General features: G+C 60.1%; 23 protein-coding genes. 12 read left to right on the top strand and 11 right to left on the bottom strand.

What is annotated here, in order from left to right:
- Positions 1-14 precede the first annotated feature (14 nt).
- Positions 15-1,040 carry a class 1 fructose-bisphosphatase gene (gene fbp / locus LRS06_RS01085; protein WP_257869770.1) on the top strand — a complete coding sequence of 342 codons (1,026 nt, stop codon included), beginning with the start codon at positions 15-17 and terminating at the stop codon, positions 1,038-1,040.
- Positions 1,041-1,115: 75 nt separating this feature from the next.
- Here the strand turns inward: fbp and LRS06_RS01080 are convergent, their stop codons facing one another.
- The 3 genes from LRS06_RS01080 to yihA all read right to left on the bottom strand — a co-directional run bounded on the left by LRS06_RS01080 (position 1,116) and on the right by yihA (position 2,812).
- A complete protein-coding gene (locus LRS06_RS01080) occupies positions 1,116-1,646 on the bottom strand; it encodes a DUF5606 domain-containing protein (protein WP_257869769.1) in 531 nt (176 codons plus the stop codon).
- Positions 1,647-1,674: 28 nt separating this feature from the next.
- Positions 1,675-2,115: an energy transducer TonB gene (locus tag LRS06_RS01075; protein WP_257869768.1), complete on the bottom strand. Its 441-nt coding sequence runs from the start codon at positions 2,113-2,115 to the stop codon at positions 1,675-1,677.
- Between the two features lie 79 nt (positions 2,116-2,194).
- Positions 2,195-2,812, bottom strand: a complete 618-nt coding sequence (gene yihA, locus LRS06_RS01070; protein WP_257873354.1) for a ribosome biogenesis GTP-binding protein YihA/YsxC — start codon at positions 2,810-2,812, stop codon at positions 2,195-2,197.
- Between the two features lie 425 nt (positions 2,813-3,237).
- Here yihA and LRS06_RS01065 point away from each other — a divergent pair, with 425 nt between their 5' ends.
- From LRS06_RS01065 to LRS06_RS01045, 5 genes are all read left to right on the top strand, one after another.
- On the top strand, positions 3,238-3,819 hold the full coding sequence (locus LRS06_RS01065) for a hypothetical protein (protein ID WP_257869767.1): 582 nt from the start codon (positions 3,238-3,240) through the stop codon (positions 3,817-3,819).
- A 137-nt stretch (positions 3,820-3,956) separates the two neighbouring features.
- Complete coding sequence (locus tag LRS06_RS01060) at positions 3,957-5,579, top strand: OmpA family protein (protein WP_257869766.1); 1,623 nt, start codon at positions 3,957-3,959, stop codon at positions 5,577-5,579.
- 124 nt (positions 5,580-5,703) lie between these two features.
- Complete coding sequence (ubiE, locus tag LRS06_RS01055) at positions 5,704-6,432, top strand: bifunctional demethylmenaquinone methyltransferase/2-methoxy-6-polyprenyl-1,4-benzoquinol methylase UbiE (protein WP_257869765.1); 729 nt, start codon at positions 5,704-5,706, stop codon at positions 6,430-6,432.
- Positions 6,381-7,160 (top strand): porin family protein, encoded by a 780-nt coding sequence (locus tag LRS06_RS01050; protein ID WP_196954639.1) that lies wholly within the window; start codon positions 6,381-6,383, stop codon positions 7,158-7,160. Before ubiE ends, LRS06_RS01050 begins: the two co-directional genes overlap by 52 nt.
- Positions 7,161-7,359: 199 nt before the next feature.
- Complete coding sequence (locus tag LRS06_RS01045) at positions 7,360-8,109, top strand: SDR family NAD(P)-dependent oxidoreductase (protein WP_257869764.1); 750 nt, start codon at positions 7,360-7,362, stop codon at positions 8,107-8,109.
- A gap of 140 nt (positions 8,110-8,249) precedes the next feature.
- Here LRS06_RS01045 and LRS06_RS01040 read toward each other — a convergent pair whose 3' ends face one another.
- Positions 8,250-8,912, bottom strand: a complete 663-nt coding sequence (locus LRS06_RS01040) for an alpha/beta hydrolase (protein ID WP_257869763.1) — start codon at positions 8,910-8,912, stop codon at positions 8,250-8,252.
- Between the two features lie 339 nt (positions 8,913-9,251).
- Positions 9,252-9,746: a cytidine deaminase gene (locus LRS06_RS01035; RefSeq protein ID WP_257869762.1), complete on the bottom strand. Its 495-nt coding sequence runs from the start codon at positions 9,744-9,746 to the stop codon at positions 9,252-9,254.
- Positions 9,747-9,958: 212 nt separating this feature from the next.
- Here LRS06_RS01035 and LRS06_RS01030 point away from each other — a divergent pair, with 212 nt between their 5' ends.
- The gene (locus LRS06_RS01030) at positions 9,959-11,344 is read left to right on the top strand and encodes a saccharopine dehydrogenase C-terminal domain-containing protein (protein WP_257869761.1); all 1,386 of its coding nucleotides are present in this window, start codon (positions 9,959-9,961) and stop codon (positions 11,342-11,344) included.
- On the opposite strand, the gene LRS06_RS01025 is transcribed toward LRS06_RS01030, so the two are convergent.
- From LRS06_RS01025 to aroQ, 5 genes are all read right to left on the bottom strand, one after another.
- Positions 11,307-12,032 (bottom strand): tRNA1(Val) (adenine(37)-N6)-methyltransferase, encoded by a 726-nt coding sequence (locus LRS06_RS01025; protein ID WP_257869760.1) that lies wholly within the window; start codon positions 12,030-12,032, stop codon positions 11,307-11,309. The two genes, LRS06_RS01030 and LRS06_RS01025, sit on opposite strands and share 38 nt — an antisense overlap.
- Positions 12,025-12,492, bottom strand: a complete 468-nt coding sequence (gene rnhA / locus LRS06_RS01020) for a ribonuclease HI (RefSeq protein ID WP_257869759.1) — start codon at positions 12,490-12,492, stop codon at positions 12,025-12,027. The genes LRS06_RS01025 and rnhA overlap by 8 nt, the downstream gene beginning before the upstream one ends.
- Before the next feature lie 117 nt (positions 12,493-12,609).
- A complete protein-coding gene (locus tag LRS06_RS01015) occupies positions 12,610-13,173 on the bottom strand; it encodes a MarC family protein (protein WP_257869758.1) in 564 nt (187 codons plus the stop codon).
- A gap of 91 nt (positions 13,174-13,264) precedes the next feature.
- The gene (locus LRS06_RS01010) at positions 13,265-14,329 is read right to left on the bottom strand and encodes an aminotransferase class V-fold PLP-dependent enzyme (RefSeq protein ID WP_257869757.1); all 1,065 of its coding nucleotides are present in this window, start codon (positions 14,327-14,329) and stop codon (positions 13,265-13,267) included.
- Between the two features lie 159 nt (positions 14,330-14,488).
- Entirely contained in the window at positions 14,489-14,935 is a 447-nt protein-coding gene (gene aroQ / locus LRS06_RS01005; protein ID WP_257869756.1) for a type II 3-dehydroquinate dehydratase, read from the bottom strand.
- A 99-nt stretch (positions 14,936-15,034) separates the two neighbouring features.
- On the opposite strand from aroQ, the gene LRS06_RS01000 reads away from it, so the two are divergent.
- The 5 genes from LRS06_RS01000 (at position 15,035) to LRS06_RS00980 (ending at position 22,588) form a co-directional block, all read left to right on the top strand.
- Complete coding sequence (locus LRS06_RS01000) at positions 15,035-15,793, top strand: IS5 family transposase (RefSeq protein WP_257869755.1); 759 nt, start codon at positions 15,035-15,037, stop codon at positions 15,791-15,793.
- Between the two features lie 282 nt (positions 15,794-16,075).
- The gene (gene xerD / locus LRS06_RS00995) at positions 16,076-16,978 is read left to right on the top strand and encodes a site-specific tyrosine recombinase XerD (protein ID WP_257869754.1); all 903 of its coding nucleotides are present in this window, start codon (positions 16,076-16,078) and stop codon (positions 16,976-16,978) included.
- A gap of 106 nt (positions 16,979-17,084) precedes the next feature.
- Positions 17,085-18,788 carry a DUF6044 family protein gene (locus LRS06_RS00990; RefSeq protein WP_257869753.1) on the top strand — a complete coding sequence of 568 codons (1,704 nt, stop codon included), beginning with the start codon at positions 17,085-17,087 and terminating at the stop codon, positions 18,786-18,788.
- A 103-nt stretch (positions 18,789-18,891) separates the two neighbouring features.
- Positions 18,892-21,807 (top strand): DNA translocase FtsK, encoded by a 2,916-nt coding sequence (locus tag LRS06_RS00985; RefSeq protein ID WP_257869752.1) that lies wholly within the window; start codon positions 18,892-18,894, stop codon positions 21,805-21,807.
- Between the two features lie 136 nt (positions 21,808-21,943).
- Positions 21,944-22,588, top strand: coding sequence for an outer membrane lipoprotein carrier protein LolA (locus tag LRS06_RS00980; protein WP_196954628.1), 645 nt, complete (start codon positions 21,944-21,946; stop codon positions 22,586-22,588).
- Positions 22,589-22,662: 74 nt separating this feature from the next.
- Here LRS06_RS00980 and LRS06_RS00975 read toward each other — a convergent pair whose 3' ends face one another.
- Positions 22,663-23,490: a tetratricopeptide repeat protein gene (locus tag LRS06_RS00975; protein ID WP_257869751.1), complete on the bottom strand. Its 828-nt coding sequence runs from the start codon at positions 23,488-23,490 to the stop codon at positions 22,663-22,665.
- Between the last annotated feature and the right edge of the window lie 33 nt (positions 23,491-23,523).

The following is a 23,523-nucleotide window of genomic DNA, read 5'->3' as shown; positions in this document are numbered from 1 at the left end:
ATTCCCCGCATTCTATGACTCTCCACGACAAACTGGCGCTGCCCGTCGGTACCACCCTCGACCGGTTTATCATGCGCAAGCAGGAAGACTTTCCCTATGCTACCGGGGAACTGTCGCAGCTGCTGCGCGATATTGCGCTGGCCGCCAAAATCGTGAACCGCGAAATCAACCGCTCCGGCCTCATCGACATTGCCGGCGCCTACGGCAACCGCAACGTGCAGGGCGAAGACCAGCAGAAGCTCGACGTCATTGCCAACATCCGCTTTATCCGGGCCCTGCGCAACGGGGGCGAGGTATGCACCATCGTGTCGGAAGAAGATGAGGACATGATTCAGACCGGCAACGTGCAGGGCAAGTACGTGGTAGCCATCGACCCACTCGACGGCTCCTCCAACATCGACGTGAATGTGAGCATCGGCACCATTTTCAGCGTGTACCGGCGCGTGTCGCCTACCGGCACGGAAGGCACTGAGCAGGACTGCCTGCAGACCGGCACGCACCAGGTGGCCGCCGGCTACGTGATTTACGGCTCCAGCACCATGCTCGTGTACACCACCGGCAATGGCGTCAATGGCTTCACCTACGAGCCAAGCCTGGGGGAATTCTTTCTCTCGCATCCGCACATCACCTCCCCCCAGACCGGCGCTATCTACTCCATCAACGAAGGCCTGTCGAACGACTTCACGGAGGGCGTGCGCGAGTTTGTGGCGTACTGCAAGCAGCAGAACTACTCGGCCCGCTACATCGGCTCCCTGGTGGCCGACTTTCACCGCAACCTGCTTAAGGGCGGCATTTATATGTACCCGGCTACCAAGCGGGCGGCCAAGGGCAAGCTGCGCCTCATGTACGAGTGCAACGCGCTGTCGTTCATTGTAGAGCAGGCCGGCGGCAAAGCCAGTACCGGCCAGCAGCGCATCATGGAGCTGCAGCCCCAGACCCTGCACGAGCGGTGCCCGTTCTTCATTGGCTCCACGGAGCTGGTAGAAAAGGCCGAAGAGTTTATGGCCCGGGAGTATGCTGAGCTGGCCGAGCAGAAGTAGCCTAAAGTAAAATCCAAACAAAAGCGGCCCGGAAAAATTCCGGGCCGCTTTTGTTTGGGGAGGCTGACTGCGAGGTTACTCCGCCGTTTTTTTGCTGCGCGCCTTGGGTTTGGCTTCCGTAGCTTCTTCTGTTGTTTCAGCCGTTGGAGCCGCCACTTCGGCGCTGGTAGCGTCCGATTCGGCTGCCGCTTCATCCGTCGCGGCGGGAGCAGCGTCGTAGGGCAGGGTCGTGCTTACGAGGCGGTACCAGGTTACCAGCTTCTTGATGTCCGACATGTACACGCGCTGACGGTCATAGTCGGGGATGATGGTTTCCATGAACGAGGTCAGGTCCCGGTCGTCCGACTTGTTGGTAAGCGAGAAATCCTCCCCGTAGTGCTGGTGGATGCGGTCAAACACCTCGGCCAGCGGCACCGTCTGGTCGTAGTCCTGAGTGTAGATGGAAATTTCGTGGAGCAAAGACACCTTGTTGCGGGCCGAGGCCACGGAGCGGGCGGCCTTCTCGTCGAGGGTTTCCACGATAACGCCGGCCCGGGTAGGGCGCACGAGGCGGTAGAGGCCGGGCATTCCGCTGATGGCGGCTACCTCCTTCAGATCATAAGGCATAAAAAAGCAGTTGGTACGAAACGCAAAGTTACTGAGCGGCGGCCTGACCCGGCGCCGGCAGCTTGAACGCAATGGGCAGGTTGGTAAGAATGGCGTAGTCGGGCTTGTTGAACTTGAGCAGGCGCACGAGGCGCAGGGCTTCCTCGCCGCAGCCTCCGCCCACCTGCTTCACCAGCTTTACCCCCGACATCGTGCCGTCGGTATTCAGGGTAAAGGAAACGATGCAGGTACCCTGAATGCGGTTGCGCCGGGCCATCACGGGGTACTTCAGCTCCTGATTGATGAAGGCGTACATGGCTTCGGGGCCACCTTCATAGTACTTGGCGGCCGCCACAATGCCAGCCGGGCCAGCCTGCGCCGGGGCCGGAGCAGTTGTGGCGGGCGCCGGAGCGACCGGAGTGCCCTGCTGCGCCAAGGCCGGCACCGTAGCCAGGAAACCAAGGGCCAGCGCGCAATAGATTTTTTTCATGGGAGAAGAAATGGAGAGGTAGGAAACAAGAGAGGAACCCCGAATTTATTTCCGGGCTATTTTATGGCCCTGTTCAAATCTACGCATTATCCGGGTTTTGCGCGAGCTGCTGATTTACTTCCTCAATAAATGTCAGCACGTCGTCGCGGCCGGTTTTTTCGGAAGCGGAGGTAATAAACAGCCGGGGCAATTCGTCCCAGGTTTCGCCGAGTTTTTGGGTGTAGTCAGCTACATTTTGCTGGGTGCGGGAAGCCGACTGTTTATCGGCCTTCGTAAATACCAGCACAAACGGCACTTCCATCGTGCCCAGCATTTCAATGAACTCCAGGTCGGGCACCAGCGGCGGGTGGCGCGAATCGATGAGCACGAATACGCAGCTAAGGTTGGGCCGCTCCCGCAGGTAGAACTTAATCATTCGTTCCCAGGCCGTACGGGAGGTTTTGCTCACCTTCGCGTAGCCGTAGCCGGGTAAGTCTACCAGGTACCAGGTGTCGTTGATGATGAAGTGATTTATCAACTGCGTCTTGCCGGGCTGGGCTGACGTCTTAGCCAATCCCTTGTGCCCCGTCAGCATATTGATCAGGGAAGATTTGCCCACGTTGGAGCGACCAATAAATGCGTATTCCGGCTTGTCGGGCACTGGGCATTGGTCGACGCGAGTGTTGCTGGTTAGGAATTTGGCCGAGCGAATCAGCATAAAGAAAAAAACGGTTGACGGCAAAAGTAACAGAATGGCTACGGATGCTGAAGTAAATATTTTCGTGGATTTTCTTGTAGTTTACAAAGGCAGGCTATATTTGCACCGATTACTGTACTGTGTGATATGGTATTAGTACTAGAAAATGCGGGGCCGCCTCCCTTCAAGCACCTTTTTATCAAGGAGTTTGGAGTTAGTATATAGGCGGAATAACGTATTTTAAAAAGTATATCTTTGTCCGCGGCGGCTGAAGGACTTGCTCAAGTTTTCCACCGCTTTCGGGCATTTTACCCTCATTCTTTTACGGGGATGCTAACCTTAAAAAGGCATTTCAGTATAAGGGTGACCTTTAAAAAGCAGCCTTGCCGTCGTGGCAGGGTTATTTCTTCCTGAACTTCCGTCATATTCCCCAAATTTTCTCTCCAATGGACAACGTAGTCAGAAGGTTATTAACGGCTTCGTGCGCCTTCGCCCTTGCTACGGCAGTAAGTCAGCCAGCTCTGGCCCAAAGCACCCGTAAGCAGCTGAAGACCGCAAACAAGTTCTTCGACTTAGAAAATTACCGGGCGGCTATTCCTTACTACGAGCAGGTACTGGCCAAAGAGCCCAACAACGCCGTAGCTCTGTTCCGCGCTGGTATTGCCTACATGTCCTTTGACAAAGAGAAGGCCAGCGACTACATCTACAAGGCACAGCGCCTGAAAAAGAACGTCTCGAAGGACGTAGAGTACTGGCTGGGCCGGGTAGACCACCTCAACTACAACTTTGATGAGGCCATTACCCATTATCAGGCCTACAATGCCACGCTGAAAAAGAAGGACACCCGCAAAACGGAGCTGGCCCAGCTGATTCAGCACAGCAAAAACGCCAAGGTGCAGTTCAATACGCCCAAGGATATCTTTGTAAAGAACCTGGGCCCCACTATCAACACGCCGTTCTCGGAGCACAGTCCCGTAATTTCGAGCGACGACAAGCTACTGCTCTTTACCTCCCGGGGGAGAACGTAACCGGCGCCAACGCCTCGGCCGCTGAGGCCAAGCAAGGCAAAGGCAATATTGCCGCCGATGGTGAGTACTACGAAGACATCTTCGAAGCCAAGCGCATCGATGATGAGAACTGGGAAAAGCCCCGTTCACTGTCGGGCGTGCTCAACGGTAAAGGCCACGACGCTTCCATTCAGGTGTTCGACAACGACACCAAGATGCTGATGTACCGGCAGGACGAAGGTGGCGACATCTTCTACTCCGAAAAAGCCGGCGGCGACTGGACCGAGCCCAAGAAGCTGAACAGCAATGTTAACTCGAAGCAGTTCGAGTCGGACGCCTACATCACGCCCGACGGACGCACCATCTACTTCTCCACGGGCAAATACTCCGAGGATGGTACACTGGACATCTACTTCGCCAACCGCCAGCCAGGTGGCGACTGGGGTGAGGCCAAAACCATTGGCAACGCCATCAACACCAAGTACGACGACGACAGCCCGTTCCTGAGCAAGGATGGCAAGACGATGTACTTCTCCTCCCGCGGCCACAACACCATGGGCGGCTACGACATCTTCAAGTCGGAGTGGGACTCGATTGGCAACAAGTGGGGCCGGGCCGAAAACATGGGCTACCCCGTTAATACGCCCGACGATGACAGCTACTACCGGTTGTCGCCGGATGGCTCGTACGCCTACCTGTCGTCGTACCGCATTGGTGGCTACGGTGAAAAGGACATCTACACCATCAACTACATCAAGAACGTCATCATCCGTGGCAAGGTCCTTTCGGCCCGCGACAGTGTGACGGTGGTTCCGGGTGCCGAGCTGGTGTTCAGCGGCACCACTGCCGCCAAGGAAGTTCTCAGCTACCGCGACGTAACCAAGCCCGATTCCGGCAACTACCAGGTAACTGTGCTTTCGGGCCGTACCTATCAGGTGGCCGTGTCGAAAGACGGCAAGAGCATTGAGACGCAGGAATTTGCCGTTCCTATCGTTACCAACGACTCCACGGTTATCGAGAAGAACTTCTACGTGCCGTATGTAGATACGACGACAACTAATCCCGATCAGTTCAAGAAAATCTACTTCGATACCGACAAGTATGCTTTACGGCCGGAGTCGATTACGGAGCTGAACAACATCACCCGTATTCTGAAAGCCAACACGAGCCTGAACCTGTCTATCGAAGGCCACTGCGACTCGCGCAACACGGATGAGTACAACATCGTGTTGGGTCAGAACCGCGCCAACGCAGCGTACAACTTCCTGAAGAAGAACGGTATTGCTGAAACCCGCCTCGTGACGACCAGCTACGGTGAGCGTCGCCCCGATGCCCCGAACGATTCGCCGGAAAACATGCAGCTGAACCGCCGCGTGGAGTTCCGCCCGATTCTGAAGGAAGGTGAAACCATGCCGAAACTGAACCCCGGCACGGGTACGGGAGCTGGCACCGGCGCCGGTGGCGCTACGGGCACTGGCACAGGTACCCGCACGGGAGCAAGCAGCACCGGCACTACCCGGAGCACTGCTGCCCCTCTGCAGCCCGGCAAAAGCAAGGTGAAGATGGCCGACGGCACCAAGGTGAAAACCAAGGTGGACGAGGACAGCGACAAAGTGAAGGTGAAAGCCAAAGGCCCCGAAGGTCAGGAGTCGAAAACCGTCTATAAAGAGGGTGAAATCGATGCCAAGACCAAGGACGAAACCGGCAAAACCAAGCTGCAGATTGAAGGCGCTGCCCCAGCCACAACTACGCCGACCGACACGACTACGGTGAAACCGTAACGTGCACATCATCAGAAAGTAAAAAGGGTCGGGCCATGTGCCCGACCCTTTTTTTAACATAATCCCGGCCACGGCGTTAAGTTTGAGCAATTCGACGCCTTTTCCGTCGTTGTTTCCCTGAAGTATGTCCGTAGTTCCCTACAAAGATGATGCTGCCGGCAAGAAGTCGCAGGTGGCGCAGATGTTCAACAGCATTGCCGGCAAGTATGACTTCCTGAACCACTTTCTGAGCGCTGGCACCGACATCTACTGGCGGCGCAAGGCAGTAAGTGAGCTGAAGGAACTACGGCCAGCCCGCATTCTGGACATTGCCACCGGCACGGCCGACTTCGCCATTGAAACCCTGCGGGCGGCCTCAGCCGATGCGCAGATTACGGGCGTGGACATTTCGGAAGGCATGCTAGAAGTAGGGCGGCGCAAGCTGGCCGCTAAAGGCCTGAGCAACCGCATTCAGCTGGAGCTGGGCGACTCCGAGAATCTGCCGTTTCCCGACGACCACTTCGACGCCGTAACCGCTTCTTTCGGGGTGCGCAACTTCGAGAATCTGTCGAAGGGGCTGGCCGAAATGCGGCGCGTACTGCGGCCTGGGGGCAAGCTCGTGATTCTGGAGTTTTCCAAGCCCACGGCTTTTCCTATGAAGCAGGCCTACAACTTCTACTTTCAGCACATTCTGCCGGTGTTCGGCAAGCTGATTTCCAAAGACCGCGCCGCCTACACCTACCTGCCCGAGTCGGTGCAGGCCTTCCCCGACGGCAGCGCTTTTCTGACCATTCTGGCCCAGGTGGGCTTTAAGACTACTGCATGGCAACCCCTCACGTTCGGTATCAGCTCCATTTATACCGCCACCAAGTAGCAGCCCTGCTGCTGGCCCTGGGCCTGCTGGCGGGCCACGCGGCCGAGGCGCAAAGCCCTACCCGGGCCCGGCGCGGGCGCAATGGCAACGTGAAAACCCTGTTCGTGAACAACCTGCCAGGCTACGATGACAAGTGGTTTCACGGGGGCTTTCAGCTGAACGTAAGTGCCACGCGCTTTCGGGTGGAGCACTCCCCGCGCTACACCCAAAGCCGGGAGGTTTCGGCCAATGCTATTATGAGCCCGAGCTTTGGGGTGAACTTCGTGGGGGATGCCCGGCTGGCGGATTTCTTTACCCTGCGCTTTACGCCCGGGGTCGAATTCTCCAACCGCCGCATCGAGTACAAGCCGCTTTCTTATTCCCCGGCCGACTCCATTAAAACCCAGGAAGTTGGGGGGACTGTGCTGGAGTTTCCGCTGCTGCTCAAGTTTCATTCGGAGCGGCGCCGCAACTCGCGCATGTACCTCATTGCCGGGGCCAAGGCCAGCGTGAGCGTCACCAACCGTCGCCAGGACCCCGAAACCAGCGTATTGCGCACCGCCGGCACCGATTACTCCCTGGAGTATGGCGTAGGCATGGACTTGTTTTACCCGTTCTTCAAGTTTGCCCCCGAGCTGCGCTTTTCCCACGGCCTGCCCAACGTGCTGCAGAATAATTCCGATGTGTACAGCCGCAACCTGCAGCGCCTGCGCACCAACGCCGTCACGCTTTACCTGAATTTTGAATAGCTGAATAGTGTCATTGCGAGCAAAGCGAAGCAATCCGTCCTAGGCAAAACCAGCTCCCTTTCTTTCACTACTTAACTCTTACCTAGGCGTCGCAGGTGTGGTCTTGTCACAGCCTGAGGCTTGTCACGTTGTCCAGGACGGATTGCTTCGCTTTGCTCGCAATGACCATTCAACCATTTAACCAGCAAACCATTCAATTATGCCTATTGCCCTGATTACGGGAGCTTCTTCGGGAATTGGCCGGGCTACGGCCCTGGTACTGGCAAAAGCCGGGTTTTCATTGATCCTGACGGGCCGCCGCCGGGAGCGGCTGGAGGAAGTGGCCCGGCAGCTGGCTTCCACGCCCACACACCTGCTCACGTTTGACGTGCGCGACCAGGCCGCTACCGAAGCGGCCTTGGCCGGTCTGCCGATGGAGTTTGCTGATATCGACGTGCTCATCAACAACGCTGGCAATGCCCACGGCCTCGGGCCCATTCAGGAAGGCAGCGTGGCCGACTGGGATGCCATGCTGGATGGCAACGTGAAGGGCCTGCTCTACGTGAGTCGGGCCGTGCTGCCGGGCATGACGAAGCGCCAGCGGGGCCACGTCATCAACATCGGCTCCATTGCCGGGCACGAGGCCTACCCCAACGGGAATGTGTACTGCGCGTCTAAAGCGGCCGTGGCGATGCTCAGCAAGTCGATGCGGCTGGACTTGCTGCCCCACGGCATTCGGGTAGCCGAGGTAAACCCCGGCGCCGTGCAGACGGAGTTTGCGCAGGTGCGCTTTAAAGGAGACGAGGAGCGTGCCGCCGCCGTGTACAAGGGCTTTCAGCCGCTTACGGCCGAGGATGTGGCCGACGTAATCGGGTTTATGGTAACGCGTCCACCCCACGTAAATATTGCCGAAGTGCTCTTGCTGCCGGCCGCCCAAGCCTCCACCATGCACTTCCGCCGCGACGCCTAGCGGTTAGCTGAAGGGAGAATGGCGCAAAAAATCAGTAGGGTGCGGGGCTTATCCCCGCCCGTCTTTGCACGACCTGCGTGGGCTTCGTGTCGCGACGGGTGGGGACAAGCCCCGCACCCTACGGCGTAATGGGGGAGATACTAGGCTTCGGCGTGGAGCTGGCGTAGCACGTTGGCATTCAGCTCGTGGCCGCCATCGAAGCGCAACACGGTAGGTGTGCAGCCCAGGCCGTGCAGAAACGCCTGTTGGGCGGTGAGGTCGGCTTCGGAAATGTATTGGTCGTGGGTGCCGCACACCAGCGTGATAGGCACGCGCCGCGCCAGATGTGAGGCTACGGAGAAGTCGACATCGGGCGGAAAGGCGCCGGCCCAGAGCACCAGCCGGGCCGGCCGAAACCGGGCACGGGCCAGCCAGCGCCCCACCGTGGCGGAGCCCTGTGAAAACCCCAGCACCGTGACGCGCACATCGGTTGGCACCTGCGCCAGTAGGCTTTCCGTGAGCAGATTGAGATAAGCCACGTAATCCTCTATTTCCGTTAGCCGGTCTTCACGCGTCATCCAGGTAGCACCCACCCGGCCGCTGGTGCCCTGCAGATAGAAACGGGAGAGGCCCTCCGGCGCCACCACTACCAAAGCCGGGTCGGCATCGGTGAGGGGGGTGAAGTGGCGGATGAAGTACTGCGCCAGCTGCCCGTAGCCGTGGCACACCACCCACAGCTGCCGGGTATGCAGCCCCAACTCGCCCGCCTGAAAGTAGCGGGCCGTGCGCGATACGGCAAGATGATGCTCCCGGGCAGCGGACATGCGGTGAGGTGGTGAGATAATGAAATGATGAGCAAGGTCGTTTCAATCCCCAAACGGGTTTGGGCCAACCGTAGCGGTAAACTGCGGCAGCGCCCGGATGGTCCTCTGGGAACAACCAGATGTTCTAAAAAGGTAACCAGGTGTCCTCGGAGGACGTCCGTTCATCCTCGGAGGACCATCGTTGCACTTCGGAAGCTCTCCTTTGGTCCTCCGAGGACGTCGGATGGTCCTCCGAGGACCATCGTTGCACTTCGGAAGCCCTCGGGTGGTCCTCCGAGGACCAAGGCAGCACCAGCAAGCCTATCGTTTGTTCCTTCCAGGAGCAACCGGCCGGCGGCGTCAGGGGCGGGCGGGCAGGTCGTCGGCGGTGAAGCCGAAAGGCAGCAGGTCACTCAGGCGCTGGAAGCGGTGAATGGTGCCCCCCGGGCCGGGCAGCAGCAGCGGAATAGCCTCGCCCTGGCGGTGCTCATACTCGGCCATCACCTGGCGGCAGGCCCCGCAGGAAGAAACGGGCACAAAGTCGCCGGCGGCAGGGCGTGCGGCTACGGCCATACCCCGGATGCGGCGCGTGGGCTGACTGGCGGCCAACCCGAACAGGGCCGTGCGCTCGGCGCAGAGGCCGGACGGGAAAGCCGCGTTTTCCTGGTTGGTTCCCCGAAAGATGGTGCCATCATCGAGTAGAAGGGCGGTGCCTACGTGGAAGTGGGAGTAGGGAGCATACGCGTGGTCGGTGGCGGCGCGGGCAGCCTGCCAAACGGCAGACTCGGCGGGCGAAAGTTCGGCTTCGGAGGTCAGCACCTCAACCGAAATAGTGAGCGTATGCAGGTGAGCCATTGGCAGCAAAAGATAAACTTACCAAGGCCAAACCGCGGCCCCGGCGCAAGAAGGGGCGGTGAATGTACAACATTTCCGGGTTTTTGCTACCTGGTTTCCTGAAATACTTTGGCAAGTAGACGAGGAGTGTTCAGGGGATTTCCCGATACTTGACCCCTGATTCCCACCCCGGGCGGCACCCTCACGCGCCGCCCTCACCTTCCGCCCCCTTCATGACCCGCATTCTGTTGCTCGGCGCCGGACGCTCGGCCTCCTCCCTTATTCAGTACCTGCTGCGCTACGCCCCCCAGGAAAACTGGCAACTCACCATTGGCGACGTGAATCCCGCTGCGTTGCATACACTGTTGGCCCCGCACCAGGCCTATGCGCGGGCCGTGGCCTTCGAAATTGCTGATGCGGTATTGCTGAACGCGCTGGTACTGGAGGCGGACATCGTGGTGTCGATGCTGCCGGCTTTGTTTCATCCGGTGGTGGCTCAGGCCTGCGTACACCACGGCCGCCACCTAGCCACGGCCAGCTATGTGAGTCCCGAAATCCGCGCCTTCGACGCCGAGGCCCGGGCGGCAGGCATCACCCTGCTGATGGAATGCGGCCTCGACCCCGGCCTCGACCACATGTCGGCCATGCAGGTGATTGAGCACATTCGGGCGCAGGGCGGGCGGCTAACCTCGTTTAAGTCGTACTGCGGCGGGCTGCTGGCCCCCGACTCGGAGGGTGACAATCCGTGGAAGTACAAGTTTACCTGGAATCCGCGCAACGTGGTGCTGGCCGGCCAGAGCACCGCCAAGTACCTTGAAAACGGCCACCCGCGCTACATTCCCTACCAGTACCTGTTTGCCCGCACCGAGCAGCTGCAGGTGCCCGGCTACGGCGCCTTTGATGGCTATGCTAACCGCGACTCGCTCAGCTACCGTCAGCCCTATGGCCTGGACGATATTCCTACCATCCTGCGTGGCACCCTGCGCCGCCCCGGCTATTGCGCCGCCTGGCACGCGCTGGTGCGCCTGGGCCTCACCGACGACTCCGTGCACCTGGCCAACGCCACCGATATGCCCTGGCAGGCGCTGGTAGCATCGTATCTGCCCGCCATCGGGTCCGCCGATGTAGCAACCCGCTGCGCCGCCTATCTGGGCCTGGCCGAAAACGGGGAGGAAATGCAGCGCCTGCGCTGGCTGGGCCTTTTCTCCGACCAACCCGTGGGCCTATCCGACGCCACCCCGGCCCAGCTGCTGGAGCTTCTGCTCACGGAAAAGTGGGCCCTGCAGCCCCAGGACCACGACATGATTGTGATGCAGCACCTGTTTGCCTACGAACTGGCCGGCGAAACTCACTGGCACACCTCGTCCCTGGTAGTGCTGGGCGATGATGCCGTGCATACTGCCATGGCCAAAACCGTGGGCCTGCCGCTGGGCATGGCCGTACGGCGGCTGGCGCGGGGCGAGGTTCAGCACCGGGGCGTGGTCATCCCAACTCACGCTGATGTGTACGAGCCCATTCTGGCCGAGCTGGCCCAGGACTATTGTATCCGCTTCGTGGAAGAAACCGGCGTGAGCGCGCCGGCTACAGCGCCAGGTAGAACGGCCGTAGCAGGGCACTGAACTCCGGTGAGTACGTGCCGTCGTCATGCCCAGTGCGAATTGTCAGCTCCGTTTCCTGCACCGGCTGGCTTGTCAGGCTGAAGGTGGTAATGTGGCGCAGTGGCTTGCTGCCGGCTCGGTGGCGCAGTACCAGCCGGGTGGCAGGGTAGAGGCCGGCGCGGCGGGCAGCCTGCGCAAACTCCTGCATTTCCGGGGGCGGCAGCAGCACCGTGAGGCGGCCGTTGGGAGTAAGATAGGCGGCGGCAAACCCGGCCAGCTCCTCGAAGCTGAGCGTGTCCTCGGCAGCGTGGCGGGCCGTGGTACGCCGGGCATCGGGCGAGCGGAGCGACTGGCGGAAGAACGGCGGGTTACACAGAATATGGTCGAACGGCGCGGGCTGAGTCGCGGCAAAGTCGGCCAGGCTCTGAGCGTGGATAAGCACCCGGTCGGGCCAGGGGCTGGCGGTTACGTTGCGGGCCGCCTGGGCGGCCGCCTGCGGCTCCAGCTCCACGGCCTCGATATAGGCTACCGGATTGCGCTGAGCGGCCATCAAAGCCAGCAGGCCGGTGCCGGTGCCGATGTCCAGGATACGCCGGGCGCCGGCCACGTCGGCCACTGCCCCCAGCACGCAGGCATCGGTACTGACTTTCATGGCGCACGCGGCCTGCTCGACGCGGAACTGCTTGAACTGGAAAAAGTCGTTAGCCACGGGCGGCTTCCATCAGCTCATAGCCTTCGTCGATGAGCAGCCGGCCTTGGGTGGCACTCCGCACGGCCAACTGGTCGCACCGCTCGTTTTCGGGGTGGCCGTTGTGGCCGCGCACCCAACGGAACTGCACATTGCGCTGGCGGTAGATTTTCAGAAAGCGCCGCCACAAGTCTTCGTTGGCCTTTTTGCCGAAGTCGGGTTTCTGCGCCCAGCCGAACACCCAGCGCTTTTCCACGGCATCCACCACGTACTTGGAATCCGTGACCACGGTGATGGGCAGCTCGGGGCGCGTAATGGCTTCGAGGCCCACAATCACGGCCAGCAGCTCCATACGGTTGTTGGTGGTGAGGCGGAAGCCCTCGGTCAGCTCTTTCTCGTGCTGGCCAAAGCGCAGGATGGCGCCGTAGCCTCCCGGCCCCGGGTTGCCCCGCGAAGAGCCATCGGTAAAAAGGTAAATCATGATCTTGGGGGACTTGGGGTCTTGGGGACTTAGGGGCTTGGTTGACGTTCAACGAAGCATTGCTTTCAGGAACAAAACCAAGCCCCTAAGTCCCCAAGACCCCAAGTCCCGAATCAATTAAAAGTTTTGCTTGAACAGCTTGATGGCAATAGCCAGCAGGATGACGCCGAACACGCGGCGCAGAATGTCTTCGCCGGCTTTGCCCAGCTTGCGCTCAATCCAAGCCGAGCTTTTCAGCACCAGGAACACGAACACCAAGTTGACCACAATGCCCACCAGCACATTGGGTAGGGAGTACACCGCGCGCAGGGAGAGCAGTGTGGTCATGGTGCCGGCGCCCACTATTATCGGGAAAGCCAGCGGCACGATGGAGCCTGTGCCCGAGGCGGTGGCATTGTGGCGGAACAGCTCCACGCCCAGAATCATTTCCATGCCAATGAGGAAGATGATGATGGAGCCGGCCAGCGCAAACGACTGCAGATCCACGCTGAACAGCGCCAGAATGCTTTGCCCCAGAAACAGAAACGCCACCATCAGCACCCCAGCCACCAGTGTGGCCACCTCGGAGCGAATACGCCCCTCGCGCTGCCGGATCTGGATGATAATCGGGATGGAGCCTAGAATATCAATGATGGCAAACAGCGTGAGCGTGACGGACGTAATTTCTTTCAGGCTGAACATGGCAAAGGCGAAGTTGTGAAAAGTGAAATTGTGAAGGAGAAAATGGAATTTTGGCCGACACTCTCAGACCTTTCACAACTTCACCCTTGGATCAGGCGAATTCCTTGGCGAAGAACTGCACCAGCTGCTCGAAGGCTTCGTCGGGGATGGCGGGGAAGTTGGCGATGCGCAGGGAGCCGGACTTCCAGCTGCCGTAGCCGTTGCCGAGCTGCAGACCCTGGGCCAGGGCGCGGCGCTTCACCTCATCAATCAGCGCGGGCGCACCCTGCAGGCCGATGACGGTAGTGGAGCGCGTCTCGGTGTTCATCACCAGTGGGGTAAGCTGGGTGGCCTGGTCGAAGTAGTCGTAGAGCTTGGCGGCCCGCTCCGTGAGGTGCTGGTGCACAGCTTTGATGGGGGCGCGCTCCTGCAACATGCGGCTCAGCAGGTAGATGCCCAGCACGTTAGGCGTGTAGTTCGTCTGGTAGTTCAGCATTTTCTCGTACTGATGCACGAGGCTGTTGTAGTGCGCCCGCTCGTTGATTTTGCGGAAACGCGTCACGGCCCGGGGCGAGAGCAGCATCACCGACAAACCCGCCGGCAGCCCGAAGCACTTCTGCACCGAGCCGTACCAGATATCGGCTTTGATGTACTTGAGCTGAATGCCGGCTAGCGAAGAAGTGGCATCCACGGCCAGTAGCGCGTTGCCGGGCAGGCGGTTGAACAGGTTCAGAATAAACCCGTCGCGCAGCTGGGTGGCGTTGCTGGTTTCATTCTGGGTGATGCATACCAGGTCGGTTTGCGGGTCCAGGGGCAGCTTGCTGATGTCGGGCAGCTCGTCCAGCCCGAAGGTAACGGCTGTAGACGCGGGCCGGAGGGCCTTGGCGTATTCAAACCACTTCTCACCAAATGCCCCGTTGTAAATGTGCAGGCTTTTGGTGGGCGTGAGGCTTTGGGTGAGCACCTCCCAGCACTCGGTGGCCGAGCCCATCAGGAAAACGGTGTAGTCCTGGGGCACGTTGAGGCGGGTTTTCAGGTCGGTTACCGTCTGGCGCAGCAGGGTAGTGAACCGCTCCCCGCGGTGCGGGGCCGAAAGCCAGCCTTCGTCAAAGGCGTCCTGCAGATACTGGCGCACCTGCGGGTAAACGGCCGCCGGCCCGGGATTGAAAGTATACATAGAAGAAGAAGTCAAAGGAAGAAAGGCAAAGGTAGGAGGTAGATAATGTGGAAAATGTGAGAAATGTGGAAGAATGTGAGAAGTGACAGATGCAACGACCAATTAATGTCTCTGCCCATTTATCACGTTAGCCACATTCCTCCACATTGGCCACATTAATTACACCTTAAAGCCCACGCGCTTGGGGCGCAGGCCGTCGAAGTAGTGCAGGGCCAGCTTGTAGCTTTCGAGCTTGAAGCCGGCAATGCTGCCCACGCAGTTGCGACCGATGAGGCTTTTCTGGCGGAACTCCTCGCGGGCGTGCAGGTTGGTTAGGTGCACCTCCACCACGGGCGTGTTGATGGCGGCCACGGCATCGGCCAGGGCCACGCTGGTGTGCGTGAAGCCGCCCGCGTTCAGCACCACGCCGTGGTAAGTGAAGCCCACTTCGTGCAGCTTATCAATGAGGGCGCCTTCGTGGTTGCTCTGGAAGTATTCGAGGGTGAGGTGCGGAAAGGCTTCGCGCAGCTCGGGCAGGTAGTCGTCGAAGGAGCGGGAGCCGTAGATGCCCGGCTCGCGGTGGCCCAGCAGGTTGAGGTTGGGGCCGTTGAGCAGAAGAATTTGCATGAATGAATAGTGCTTAGAGCGTGTTTGGGAATTGAGTAAGGGCTAAAAAGAGACGAGTCAGTAAGTTGCGCGGGGAGTTCCTAGGCTTCCACGGGCATTATGGTTGATGGCTACCAACCCCTTACTGACTCGCAGTGGCAAGTTATCAAGTCGCTGCTGCCCACGCAACGACGGCGGCGCTTGTGTTTGCGGCAGGTGTTCAACGCCTTACTGTATGTGTGCCGCACGGGCTGCCAGTGGCGGGCGCTGCCCCCACAGTTTCCACCCTGGACGGCGGTTTACTACTATTTCTATCGCTGGCAACGGCTGGGTCTGTGGCAGCAACTCAATACGGTCGTCAACGCCCTGGACCGAGTCGCACACGGCCGCGAACCGACTCCGGCGCTGGCCTGCATAGATAGCCAAAGCGTCAAGCTGGCCCCGCGCATCTACGAGCACCGCGGCCTGGACGCGCACAAGCTCGTCAACGGCCGCAAACGCCAGCTCCTAGTGGATTCCGGCGGGCGTATCTGGGCCGCGCACGTGCACGCGGCCCACCGCCACGACAGCACCGGCGCCCTGGCATTGCTGCCCCAGCGGCCTTGGTGGGCACGGCGCCTGCAGCTTGTGCTGACCGATGCGGCCTACCGTGGGCGCTTTGCCCAGCAACTGCTGCGGTTGGGCCTAGTCCAACAAATTAGTAGTCGGCCGCCTACCCTGCACGGCTTCGTACCCCTGGCCCGGCGCTGGGTCGTCGAGCGCACCTTCGCCTGGCTGGCCTGCTTTCGCCGCGTCGTAGTCGATTACGAATTTACCCCCGCTAGCCATGTCACGTGGCTGTTATTGGCCAACATCACCATGTCGCTCAATCGGTCCTAAATTCCCCAACACGCTCTTAGTGCGTCGTGCCTGGTGCTTGGGTGGCGGGCATCAGCGGGATGAGGTGGGCCAAAGACAAACTGTCTTACCAGAAAACAGTGTGGTAGCCTATTCGCTTACTGCCCGCCAAAATACGCTTCCTTACCTTGTAGCAGCAACGTTTCCGTTGCAGAATTCTTTTCGTTTGCAGGTAGCCCAGGCATTGCCAGGAACTGTCTGGAAAGTCCAGAACGTCAGGCTGAGCACCATGCACTAAGCACCAAGCACTAGGCACAAATTACTATGTCCACCTGGCCTATCTACCAAAAGCAATTCGACGGCTACCTGCGGCTGGAAAAGTCTTTGTCCGGCAACTCCGTGGAGGCCTACAGCCGCGACGTGCAGAAGCTGCGGCAGTTTCTGGCTCTGCGCCAGCTTACCCTGCGGCCGCAGGAAATCGGGCCGGAGCTGCTGCGCGAGTTTCTGGCCTGGCTGGGTGAGCTGGAGCTAAGCGCCACGTCTCAGGCCCGCACGCTCTCGGGGCTAAAGGCGTTTTTCCACTTCCTCATTATGGAAGACCAGCTCAGCATCGACCCCACCGACACGCTGGAAGCGCCCAAAACCGGCCGCAAGCTGCCCGATACGCTTAGCTACCAGGAGATAGTACAGCTGCTGGAGTCCATTGATCTGAGTACCAACGAGGGTACCCGCAACCGCGCCATTCTGGAAGTGCTTTACTCCTCGGGCCTGCGCGTGAGCGAGCTGACGGAGCTGCGCCTTTCCAACGTGTACGCCGAGGAAGGCTTCGTGCGCGTGACGGGCAAAGGCAATAAGGAGCGGCTCGTGCCCATCGGCGGCGACGCCCTCAAGCACGTGGGCTTCTACCTGAGCGGGGTGCGCTGCCACCTCGACATTCAGCCCGGCCACGAAGACCATGTGTTCCTCAACAAGCGCGGCACCAAACTCTCGCGCGTCATGATCTTCAACATCATCAAGGCCGCCGCCGACAAAGCCGGGGTGCGCAAGAGCATCAGCCCACACACGTTTCGCCACTCCTTTGCTACTCACCTGATTGAAGGAGGGGCCGACCTGCGTGCCGTGCAGGAAATGCTGGGCCACGAAAGCATCACCACCACCGAAATCTACACCCACCTCGACCGGGACTACCTGCGCCAGGTTATCACCGAGTTTCACCCGCGCAGCTAAGCGGGTATTCTGGTCGCAACGAGAAGCAACCTGAACCATAGGTTGGGGCCGGTGAAGCGCTATTTTTGCGGCCGTGTTTCTTTCTCCCCGTTTGCTATTTCGGCGTTTGAGGTCCTCGCCGCTGCTGTGGGCGCTGGTGGCGTTGACCGTGTTGCTGCTGCCGCTAGTGGTGCTCGGCCCGCAGAGCTACATCACCATCGACGACAACCTGGACGCGGAAGTCTCGGTGCCCTACCTGCTGGCCCGCACCAATACAGCCCTGGATTACGGGGCGCATACCGTGGTGCCCCAGATCATGAACGGGCTGCCGCGCAACGCCCTGCGGCCGGGCCTAAGCCTTACAGTGGCGTGCTTTGAGCTGCTGCCGCCGTTGCCGGCCTACCTGCTGAATATGGTGCTCGTGCGGTTGGCGGGCCTGCTGGCCATGTATGCCCTGCTGCGCCACTGGCTGCTGCCGGCACGGGAGCAACGGGGGATGGCCGCCGCTGTGGCATTGGTATGGGCGCTGCTGCCGGTCTATTCTATCTATGGCGTGTCGGTGCTGGGGCAGCCGGCGGTGCTGCTTGCTCTGCGCGAGCTGCGCCTGAACGGGCGGGCGTGGTGGCCCTGGCTGGTGTTGCTCTTGTTTCCGCTGTGGTCGTCGCTGGTGCTGGCGGGTGTGTTTGTGCTGGCGGGCGCGGCTGCCTACCTGGCCTGCGCCGACTGGCTTCAGCGCCGCCTGAGCTGGCGGGCCTGGCTGGGGGTGGGGCTGCTGGCTTTGAGTTCGGCCGTGGTGGAGTTTCCGCTGCTCTATTCGCTGCTTTCCCACCAGTTCGTGCCTCACCGCGTGGAGTTTGACTTGCTGCGCCTGACGCCAACCTCGCTGACCGCGCAGGTGCGCAGCACCGTGCAGCTGGCCTTGCTGGGGCAGTACCATAGCAGTTTGTTTTTTCGGGGAGTTATGCTCCTGACTCTGCCGCTGGCCTGGTGGCAGGCGCGCCGCCGGGGCCGGGCTTTTCCGGGGCGTTTGGTGGTGGGGCTGCTGGGCTTGCTGCTGGGGCTGGCCGTATTTGGCGGGTTTTATCTGTCGTTTCTGCGCGGGGCCCAGGAGGCGGTGTCGCCGCTGCGCACTTTTAACCTCAGCCGGTTTCACTTCCTCACGCCCTTGCTTTGGCTGGTGGTGTGGGTGCTGGCTTTGCGCACGTTGCCGGCCGGTAGGGGCCGCGCGGTGCTGGTAGCTGCACAACTACTCGTGGTACTGCTGATGAACCGCGAATGGGCCCTGAACCTGCGGCAGCTGCTGGGCCAGCCGGTGGCTACTGAGCCCAACTACCAGCAGTTTGTGGCGCCCCAGCTTTTCGCCCGCGTCGCCCATAGCATCCAACGCCAAAGCGGCCTGCGGCCTGCGCAGTACCGCGTGGCCTGCCTGGAGCTGCCGCCGGCCGTGGCTCAGCTCAATGGCTTTTGTACCCTCGACAGCTACCAGAACAACTATCCGCTGGCTTACAAACACCAGTTCCGGTCAGTAGTAGCAGGCGAGCTGACTAAAGATGAGTTGCTGCGCACGTACTTCGATGCCTGGGGCAACCGTTGTTACCTTATGGCCGCCGAGCTAGGTAAAAACTTTCGGGTAGGAGCCAACCAGCATCCGCCCCTGCAGAATTTTGCCTTCGATGCGGCGGCTTTCCGCGGGCTGGGCGGACGCTACGTGGTGTCGGCGGTGGCGCTGGCCCGGCCGGCGCGCAGCGGCCTGCAACTCGTTGGCGACTTTGCCGATCCGGCCGCATACTGGCACTTGTTTGTGTACGAAGTGGGCCCGATATGCCCGTAGGATAGGGTAGGAGCGGGGCCGGAAAAGGCAGCTTGCCCCTGCGGCCGAATAGCCGGTTTAACGCCGGAAAAGCCGTAGATTTGATTTTCAGGTGTGATTTCGAATGGCTAAAAATACATACAAACAACCCGCCGCGCCGGCCCCACCGGCGGCTAATGCTCCCCGGCCCCCGCGCAACCAGCCGCGCCCCGGTCCTGAAGCGCCCCGGGAGCAGCGCCGCCCCGAGCCCCGGCCCGCTGCCAAGGCACCCAAGGCCCCGCGCCAGCCCATTAAGCTGCCTTCCCTGGGCAACGTGTTCGGCTTTTTGCGCGACCGGCGCTTTCAGCTGTTCCTGGGCTTTTTCTTCCTGCTCGCGTCCATCTACCTTACTATTGCCTTCCTCTCGTTCCTGTTCACGGGTCAGGCCGACCAGAGCGTAGTGCAGAGTGCCGGCGCTACGCCGCTAAAGGAAGCCGGGCAGGAAACCGGCAACTGGCTGGGCCTCATCGGGGCCACGCTGGCGCAATGGCTGATTTACCGGGGCTTCGGGGTGGCGGCCTTTGCCGTTATTCCCATCGTCTTCTTCCTCGGCTACAAGATTGTATTCCGGCGCGACGATGTGTCGGTGAGCTACGTGCTGGCCTTATGCCTGTTCACGATGGGCTGGTTGAGCATACTGCTGGGCTACGTGGTGCTTTCCCTGGAAGCGCCCGATGCCGACCCCGCCCTGGCCCACAGCCTCGACTTTCTGAGCGGCGGTATCGGCTACGAAGCGGCCCTCTGGCTCGACAGCCTCATTGGCTGGGGCACGGTGCTGCTGCTGGCTTTTCTGCTGATTTCCTTCGTGGTGTTCTTTTTCAACGTGACCACGCTGAACCTGCGCCGCCCCGACAGTGAGGACACTGCTGCCCAGCCCCTGGCGCCCGAGTACAGCCGCGCCGGCCTAGGCGTCAACCACGCCGCCAACCCCGCTGCTGCGCTAGAAGTTGAGGACGACGAGCCCGCCGCCCCGGCCATGACGCTCAAGCGCGTAGGCCCGTTGGCCGCCACGGCTCCAACGCCCTCCGCACCGCTAACCGCTGAGGAAGACGAAGAGGACGAGCCCGACGCGCCATTCCTGACCAGTGGCTCCGTAGCAACTCCGGCCGCTGCGGCCGCCGTACCCCTCACGGTAGCCCCGGTAGCTGCAGCGGCTACGACTGCTGCCTCGACTGCTTTGAAGATGGGTGGCGCAGCAGCTGCCGGCCCGTCATTCTCTATCGAAGCGCCGGCTGCCGAACCAGTAGCCCCGCCTGTGCCGGCCCGGGTGCCTACCCCGCTTTCTATGGCCGACCTGGCCGACAACGACGCGCCCCTGCCGGCCGCCGCGCCCGTAGCCAAAGGTCCGTCGTTTGAAGTGGAAATACCCGTAGCCGCGCCTCCGCTGGAAATCGACCGGGACAACGGCGAGCTGGACCCCGCCGCCGGCGCCGATATGGCCGCCATTGCCGATGAGGATGAGGATGCCGACGCTATGCCCAACGTGAACTACGACCCCACGCTGGACCTCTCGCGCTACCAATACCCCACGCTGGAGCTGCTCAACGACTACGGCCAGGCCAAAGCCCAGGTCAGCAAGGAAGAGCTGGAAGCCAACAAGGACCGCATTGTGGAGACGCTGGGCCACTACGGCATCAGCATCGCCAGCATCAAAGCCACCATTGGGCCTACCGTCACGCTCTACGAAATCGTGCCGGACGCCGGGGTGCGCATTAGCAAGATCAAGAGCCTAGAAGACGATATTGCCCTGAGCCTGGCTGCGCTGGGTATTCGCATCATCGCGCCTATTCCGGGCAAAGGCACCATCGGTATTGAGGTGCCGAACACCAAAAAGGAGATGGTCAGCATCCGCTCGGTTTTCGCCACCGAGAAGTTCGCGCACACCGAAATGGATCTGCCCATTGCCTTCGGGCGCACCATCACCAACGAGGTATTTGTGGCTGACCTGGCCAAAATGCCCCACTTGCTGATGGCCGGGGCCACGGGCCAGGGCAAGTCGGTAGGCCTGAACGTGATTTTGGCCTCCCTGCTTTACAAGCGCCACCCCGCCCAACTCAAGTTCGTGCTCGTCGACCCCAAAAAGGTGGAATTGAGCATTTTCAACAAGATTGAGCGCCACTTCCTGGCCAAGCTGCCCGATACCGAGGAAGCCATCATCACCGACACCAAAAAGGTGGTGAACACGCTCAACTCCCTGTGCATGGAGATGGACAAGCGCTACGACCTGCTGAAGGATGCCGGCTGCCGCAACTTGAAGGAGTACAACCGCAAGTTTGTGGAGCGCAAGCTGAACCCCAAGAAAGGCCACCGCTTCATGCCCTTCATCGTGCTGGTGATTGACGAGTTGGCCGACCTGATGATGACGGCCGGCAAAGAGGTGGAAACGCCCATTGCCCGCCTGGCCCAGCTGGCCCGCGCCATCGGTATCCATCTGATTGTAGCCACCCAGCGCCCGTCGGTAAACGTTATTACGGGTATCATCAAGGCCAACTTCCCTTGCCGGATTTCCTTTAAGGTGACGAGTAAAATCGACTCGCGCACCATCCTGGATACCGGCGGAGCCGACCAGCTGGTAGGCCAAGGCGACATGCTGTTCTCGGCGGGCTCCGATCTTATTCGGGTGCAGTGCGCCTTTATTGATACGCCGGAGGTTGACCGCGTGTGCGACTTCATCAGCGAGCAGCAGGGCTACCCCGATGCCTACCTGCTGCCCGAAGTAGCCGGGGAAAGCGGGGCCGGCAGCGGCGACGCGGAAGATTTCGACCCCGCCTCGCGCGACTCCATGTTTGAAGAAGCTGCCCGGGTTATCGTTACGCACCAGCAGGGCAGTACCTCCCTGTTGCAGCGGCGCCTCAAGCTGGGCTACAACCGCGCCGGCCGCCTCATCGACCAGCTGGAGCATGCCGGCATTGTGGGACCGTTTGAGGGCAGCAAGGCCCGAGAAGTTTTAATTCCGGATGAGTACAGTTTGGAACAGTTGTTGAATAGCCTGCCGAAGTAAGCGCGAAGCGTGGTGCTTTTTTGGTAGAACTTTGGGCTTTAGTCTGGTTTTACCCGTATGCGGAGCGAATTCCTTATACGCCGCGCACAACACTTCGCCCCTAATTCGCCAACGACACCCTCTCTTACTTTTCGCAATGAAAAAGTTTCTCGCCCTGCTGGCTTTGTCCTTGTCGCTCACGTCGGCTGCCTCGGCTCAGCAGGACCCCAAAGCCACCAAGATTCTGGACCAGATGAGCGCCAAGTATCAGGCCATGAAGGCCTTTAAAGCCTCATTTACCCAGACGCTCGAAAACCCCACCGCCAAGGTGAAAGAAAACCTGTCGGGTGACATCACGGTGAGCGGCACCAAGTTCCGGCTGAAGATGAATGGCCAGGAAGTCATCAACAATGGCCAGACGATGTGGACCTACATGAAGGCAGAAAACGAGGTGAATATTTCCGACTATGAGTCGGACGACCAGGAAATTTCGCCTTCCCAGATTTACACCCTCTACAAGAAAGGCTATAAGTACTCCTACGTGGAGGAAGTAAAGGAAGCCGGCGAGGCCTTCGACGTAATTGAACTCTCGCCCGAGGACCGTAACAACTCCGTTTTCAAGGTTCGCCTGAAGGTGAGCAAGAAGGATAAGTCGGTGAAAAGCTGGCAGATGTTCAAGAAGAACGGCAACCGCTACACCTTCCGCATCAACAAGTTCACGCCCAACGTGCCCGTAGATGCCACCACCTTCACCTTCGACAAAGCCAAGTATAAAGGCGTAAAAGTGATTGACCTGCGCTAAGACGCAGCTTCCGCCGAGTTTTCCGGCCCGCTTCCGCCTCGCGCGGGGGCGGGCCGGTTTGGCTTTAATGGGGCTTAGAATTCTTCGCCTTCGAGTAAGGCCAGATGCAAAGCTGCTTTTTCGTGGTGCAGCTCGGCGGCCTGCCTAAACCAGAATCGGGCGTCGACCAAATTACTGGGGCTACTCCATCCTTCTTCCGCCCAGAGGCCCAGGAAGTACATAGCGTCGGATTGGCTTAACTCAGTTGCTGCTTCCAGATAATGCCGGGCTTGCTCCCAGTTCTTGCTGATGGTGTATTCTAAGCCGAGGAAAGTATGTGCTTTGGTGCTGCCAGCCTCAACAGCCCGGCGAAACCAATAGGTAGCCCAACGGTGGCTCTGGTATCCGCTCACGCTCCGCTGATATAGCCGCCCTAGCTCGCACATGCTGTCGGCGTGGCCGTGCCGGGCGCTTTTGCGAAACCAGTTTCGTGCTTTGGCATAATCCTGCTGTACACCTTCGCCCCAATAATAAAAGGTGCCCGTGGCGTGCATGGCCTCTACTTTGCCCGCATTAGCGGCCTGATGATAATAGCGGAAAGACTTCGTCAGGTTTTTGGCTACTCCTGTTCCAGTGTCATAGGCCACGCCTATATTATAGGCGGCTTTGCGGTGGCCGGCGGCGGCGGCCTTCTTCAGCCAGTGGATCATCAGCTGATCGTTCTGAGCTACTCCCCAGCCATCGTGATAAAACATGCCCAGCCAATACATAGCGGTGCTGTTGCCTGCCTTGGCCACGAGTTCCAGTTGAGTGCGGGCCTGAGCTATGTAGCGGTTGGTAGCATACCGGCCAAAATTGGCCCGGTGGATCAGGCGCAGGGCACGACGAAGACGGATAGAAACCGCTGGATTTTGCTGAGCCACAGGGAATGATAACTTAGAAGCGAAGTTAGGCAC

The organism is Hymenobacter sp. J193 (assembly GCF_024700075.1).
Classification (GTDB): Bacteria; Bacteroidota; Bacteroidia; order Cytophagales; family Hymenobacteraceae; genus Hymenobacter.
Note: the sequence above shows the minus strand (reverse complement) of the source record. Positions and strands in the feature narration are given on the sequence as shown.

Coding starts and splice junctions, on each gene's coding strand:
- LRS06_RS01030 (WP_257869761.1), top strand. CDS start 9,959: ATGACCCGCATTCTGTTGCTCGGCGCCGGACGCTCGGCCTCCTCCCTT.
- LRS06_RS01040 (WP_257869763.1), bottom strand. CDS start 8,912: ATGTCCGCTGCCCGGGAGCATCATCTTGCCGTATCGCGCACGGCCCGC.
- LRS06_RS01000 (WP_257869755.1), top strand. CDS start 15,035: ATGGTTGATGGCTACCAACCCCTTACTGACTCGCAGTGGCAAGTTATC.
- LRS06_RS01050 (WP_196954639.1), top strand. CDS start 6,381: ATGGCAACCCCTCACGTTCGGTATCAGCTCCATTTATACCGCCACCAA.
- LRS06_RS00980 (WP_196954628.1), top strand. CDS start 21,944: ATGAAAAAGTTTCTCGCCCTGCTGGCTTTGTCCTTGTCGCTCACGTCG.
- xerD (WP_257869754.1), top strand. CDS start 16,076: ATGTCCACCTGGCCTATCTACCAAAAGCAATTCGACGGCTACCTGCGG.
- LRS06_RS01015 (WP_257869758.1), bottom strand. CDS start 13,173: ATGTTCAGCCTGAAAGAAATTACGTCCGTCACGCTCACGCTGTTTGCC.
- aroQ (WP_257869756.1), bottom strand. CDS start 14,935: ATGCAAATTCTTCTGCTCAACGGCCCCAACCTCAACCTGCTGGGCCAC.
- LRS06_RS01075 (WP_257869768.1), bottom strand. CDS start 2,115: ATGAAAAAAATCTATTGCGCGCTGGCCCTTGGTTTCCTGGCTACGGTG.
- LRS06_RS01010 (WP_257869757.1), bottom strand. CDS start 14,329: ATGTATACTTTCAATCCCGGGCCGGCGGCCGTTTACCCGCAGGTGCGC.
- LRS06_RS01035 (WP_257869762.1), bottom strand. CDS start 9,746: ATGGCTCACCTGCATACGCTCACTATTTCGGTTGAGGTGCTGACCTCC.
- rnhA (WP_257869759.1), bottom strand. CDS start 12,492: ATGATTTACCTTTTTACCGATGGCTCTTCGCGGGGCAACCCGGGGCCG.
- LRS06_RS01045 (WP_257869764.1), top strand. CDS start 7,360: ATGCCTATTGCCCTGATTACGGGAGCTTCTTCGGGAATTGGCCGGGCT.
- LRS06_RS01065 (WP_257869767.1), top strand. CDS start 3,238: ATGGACAACGTAGTCAGAAGGTTATTAACGGCTTCGTGCGCCTTCGCC.
- yihA (WP_257873354.1), bottom strand. CDS start 2,812: ATGCTGATTCGCTCGGCCAAATTCCTAACCAGCAACACTCGCGTCGAC.
- LRS06_RS01080 (WP_257869769.1), bottom strand. CDS start 1,646: ATGCCTTATGATCTGAAGGAGGTAGCCGCCATCAGCGGAATGCCCGGC.
- LRS06_RS00985 (WP_257869752.1), top strand. CDS start 18,892: ATGGCTAAAAATACATACAAACAACCCGCCGCGCCGGCCCCACCGGCG.
- ubiE (WP_257869765.1), top strand. CDS start 5,704: ATGTCCGTAGTTCCCTACAAAGATGATGCTGCCGGCAAGAAGTCGCAG.
- fbp (WP_257869770.1), top strand. CDS start 15: ATGACTCTCCACGACAAACTGGCGCTGCCCGTCGGTACCACCCTCGAC.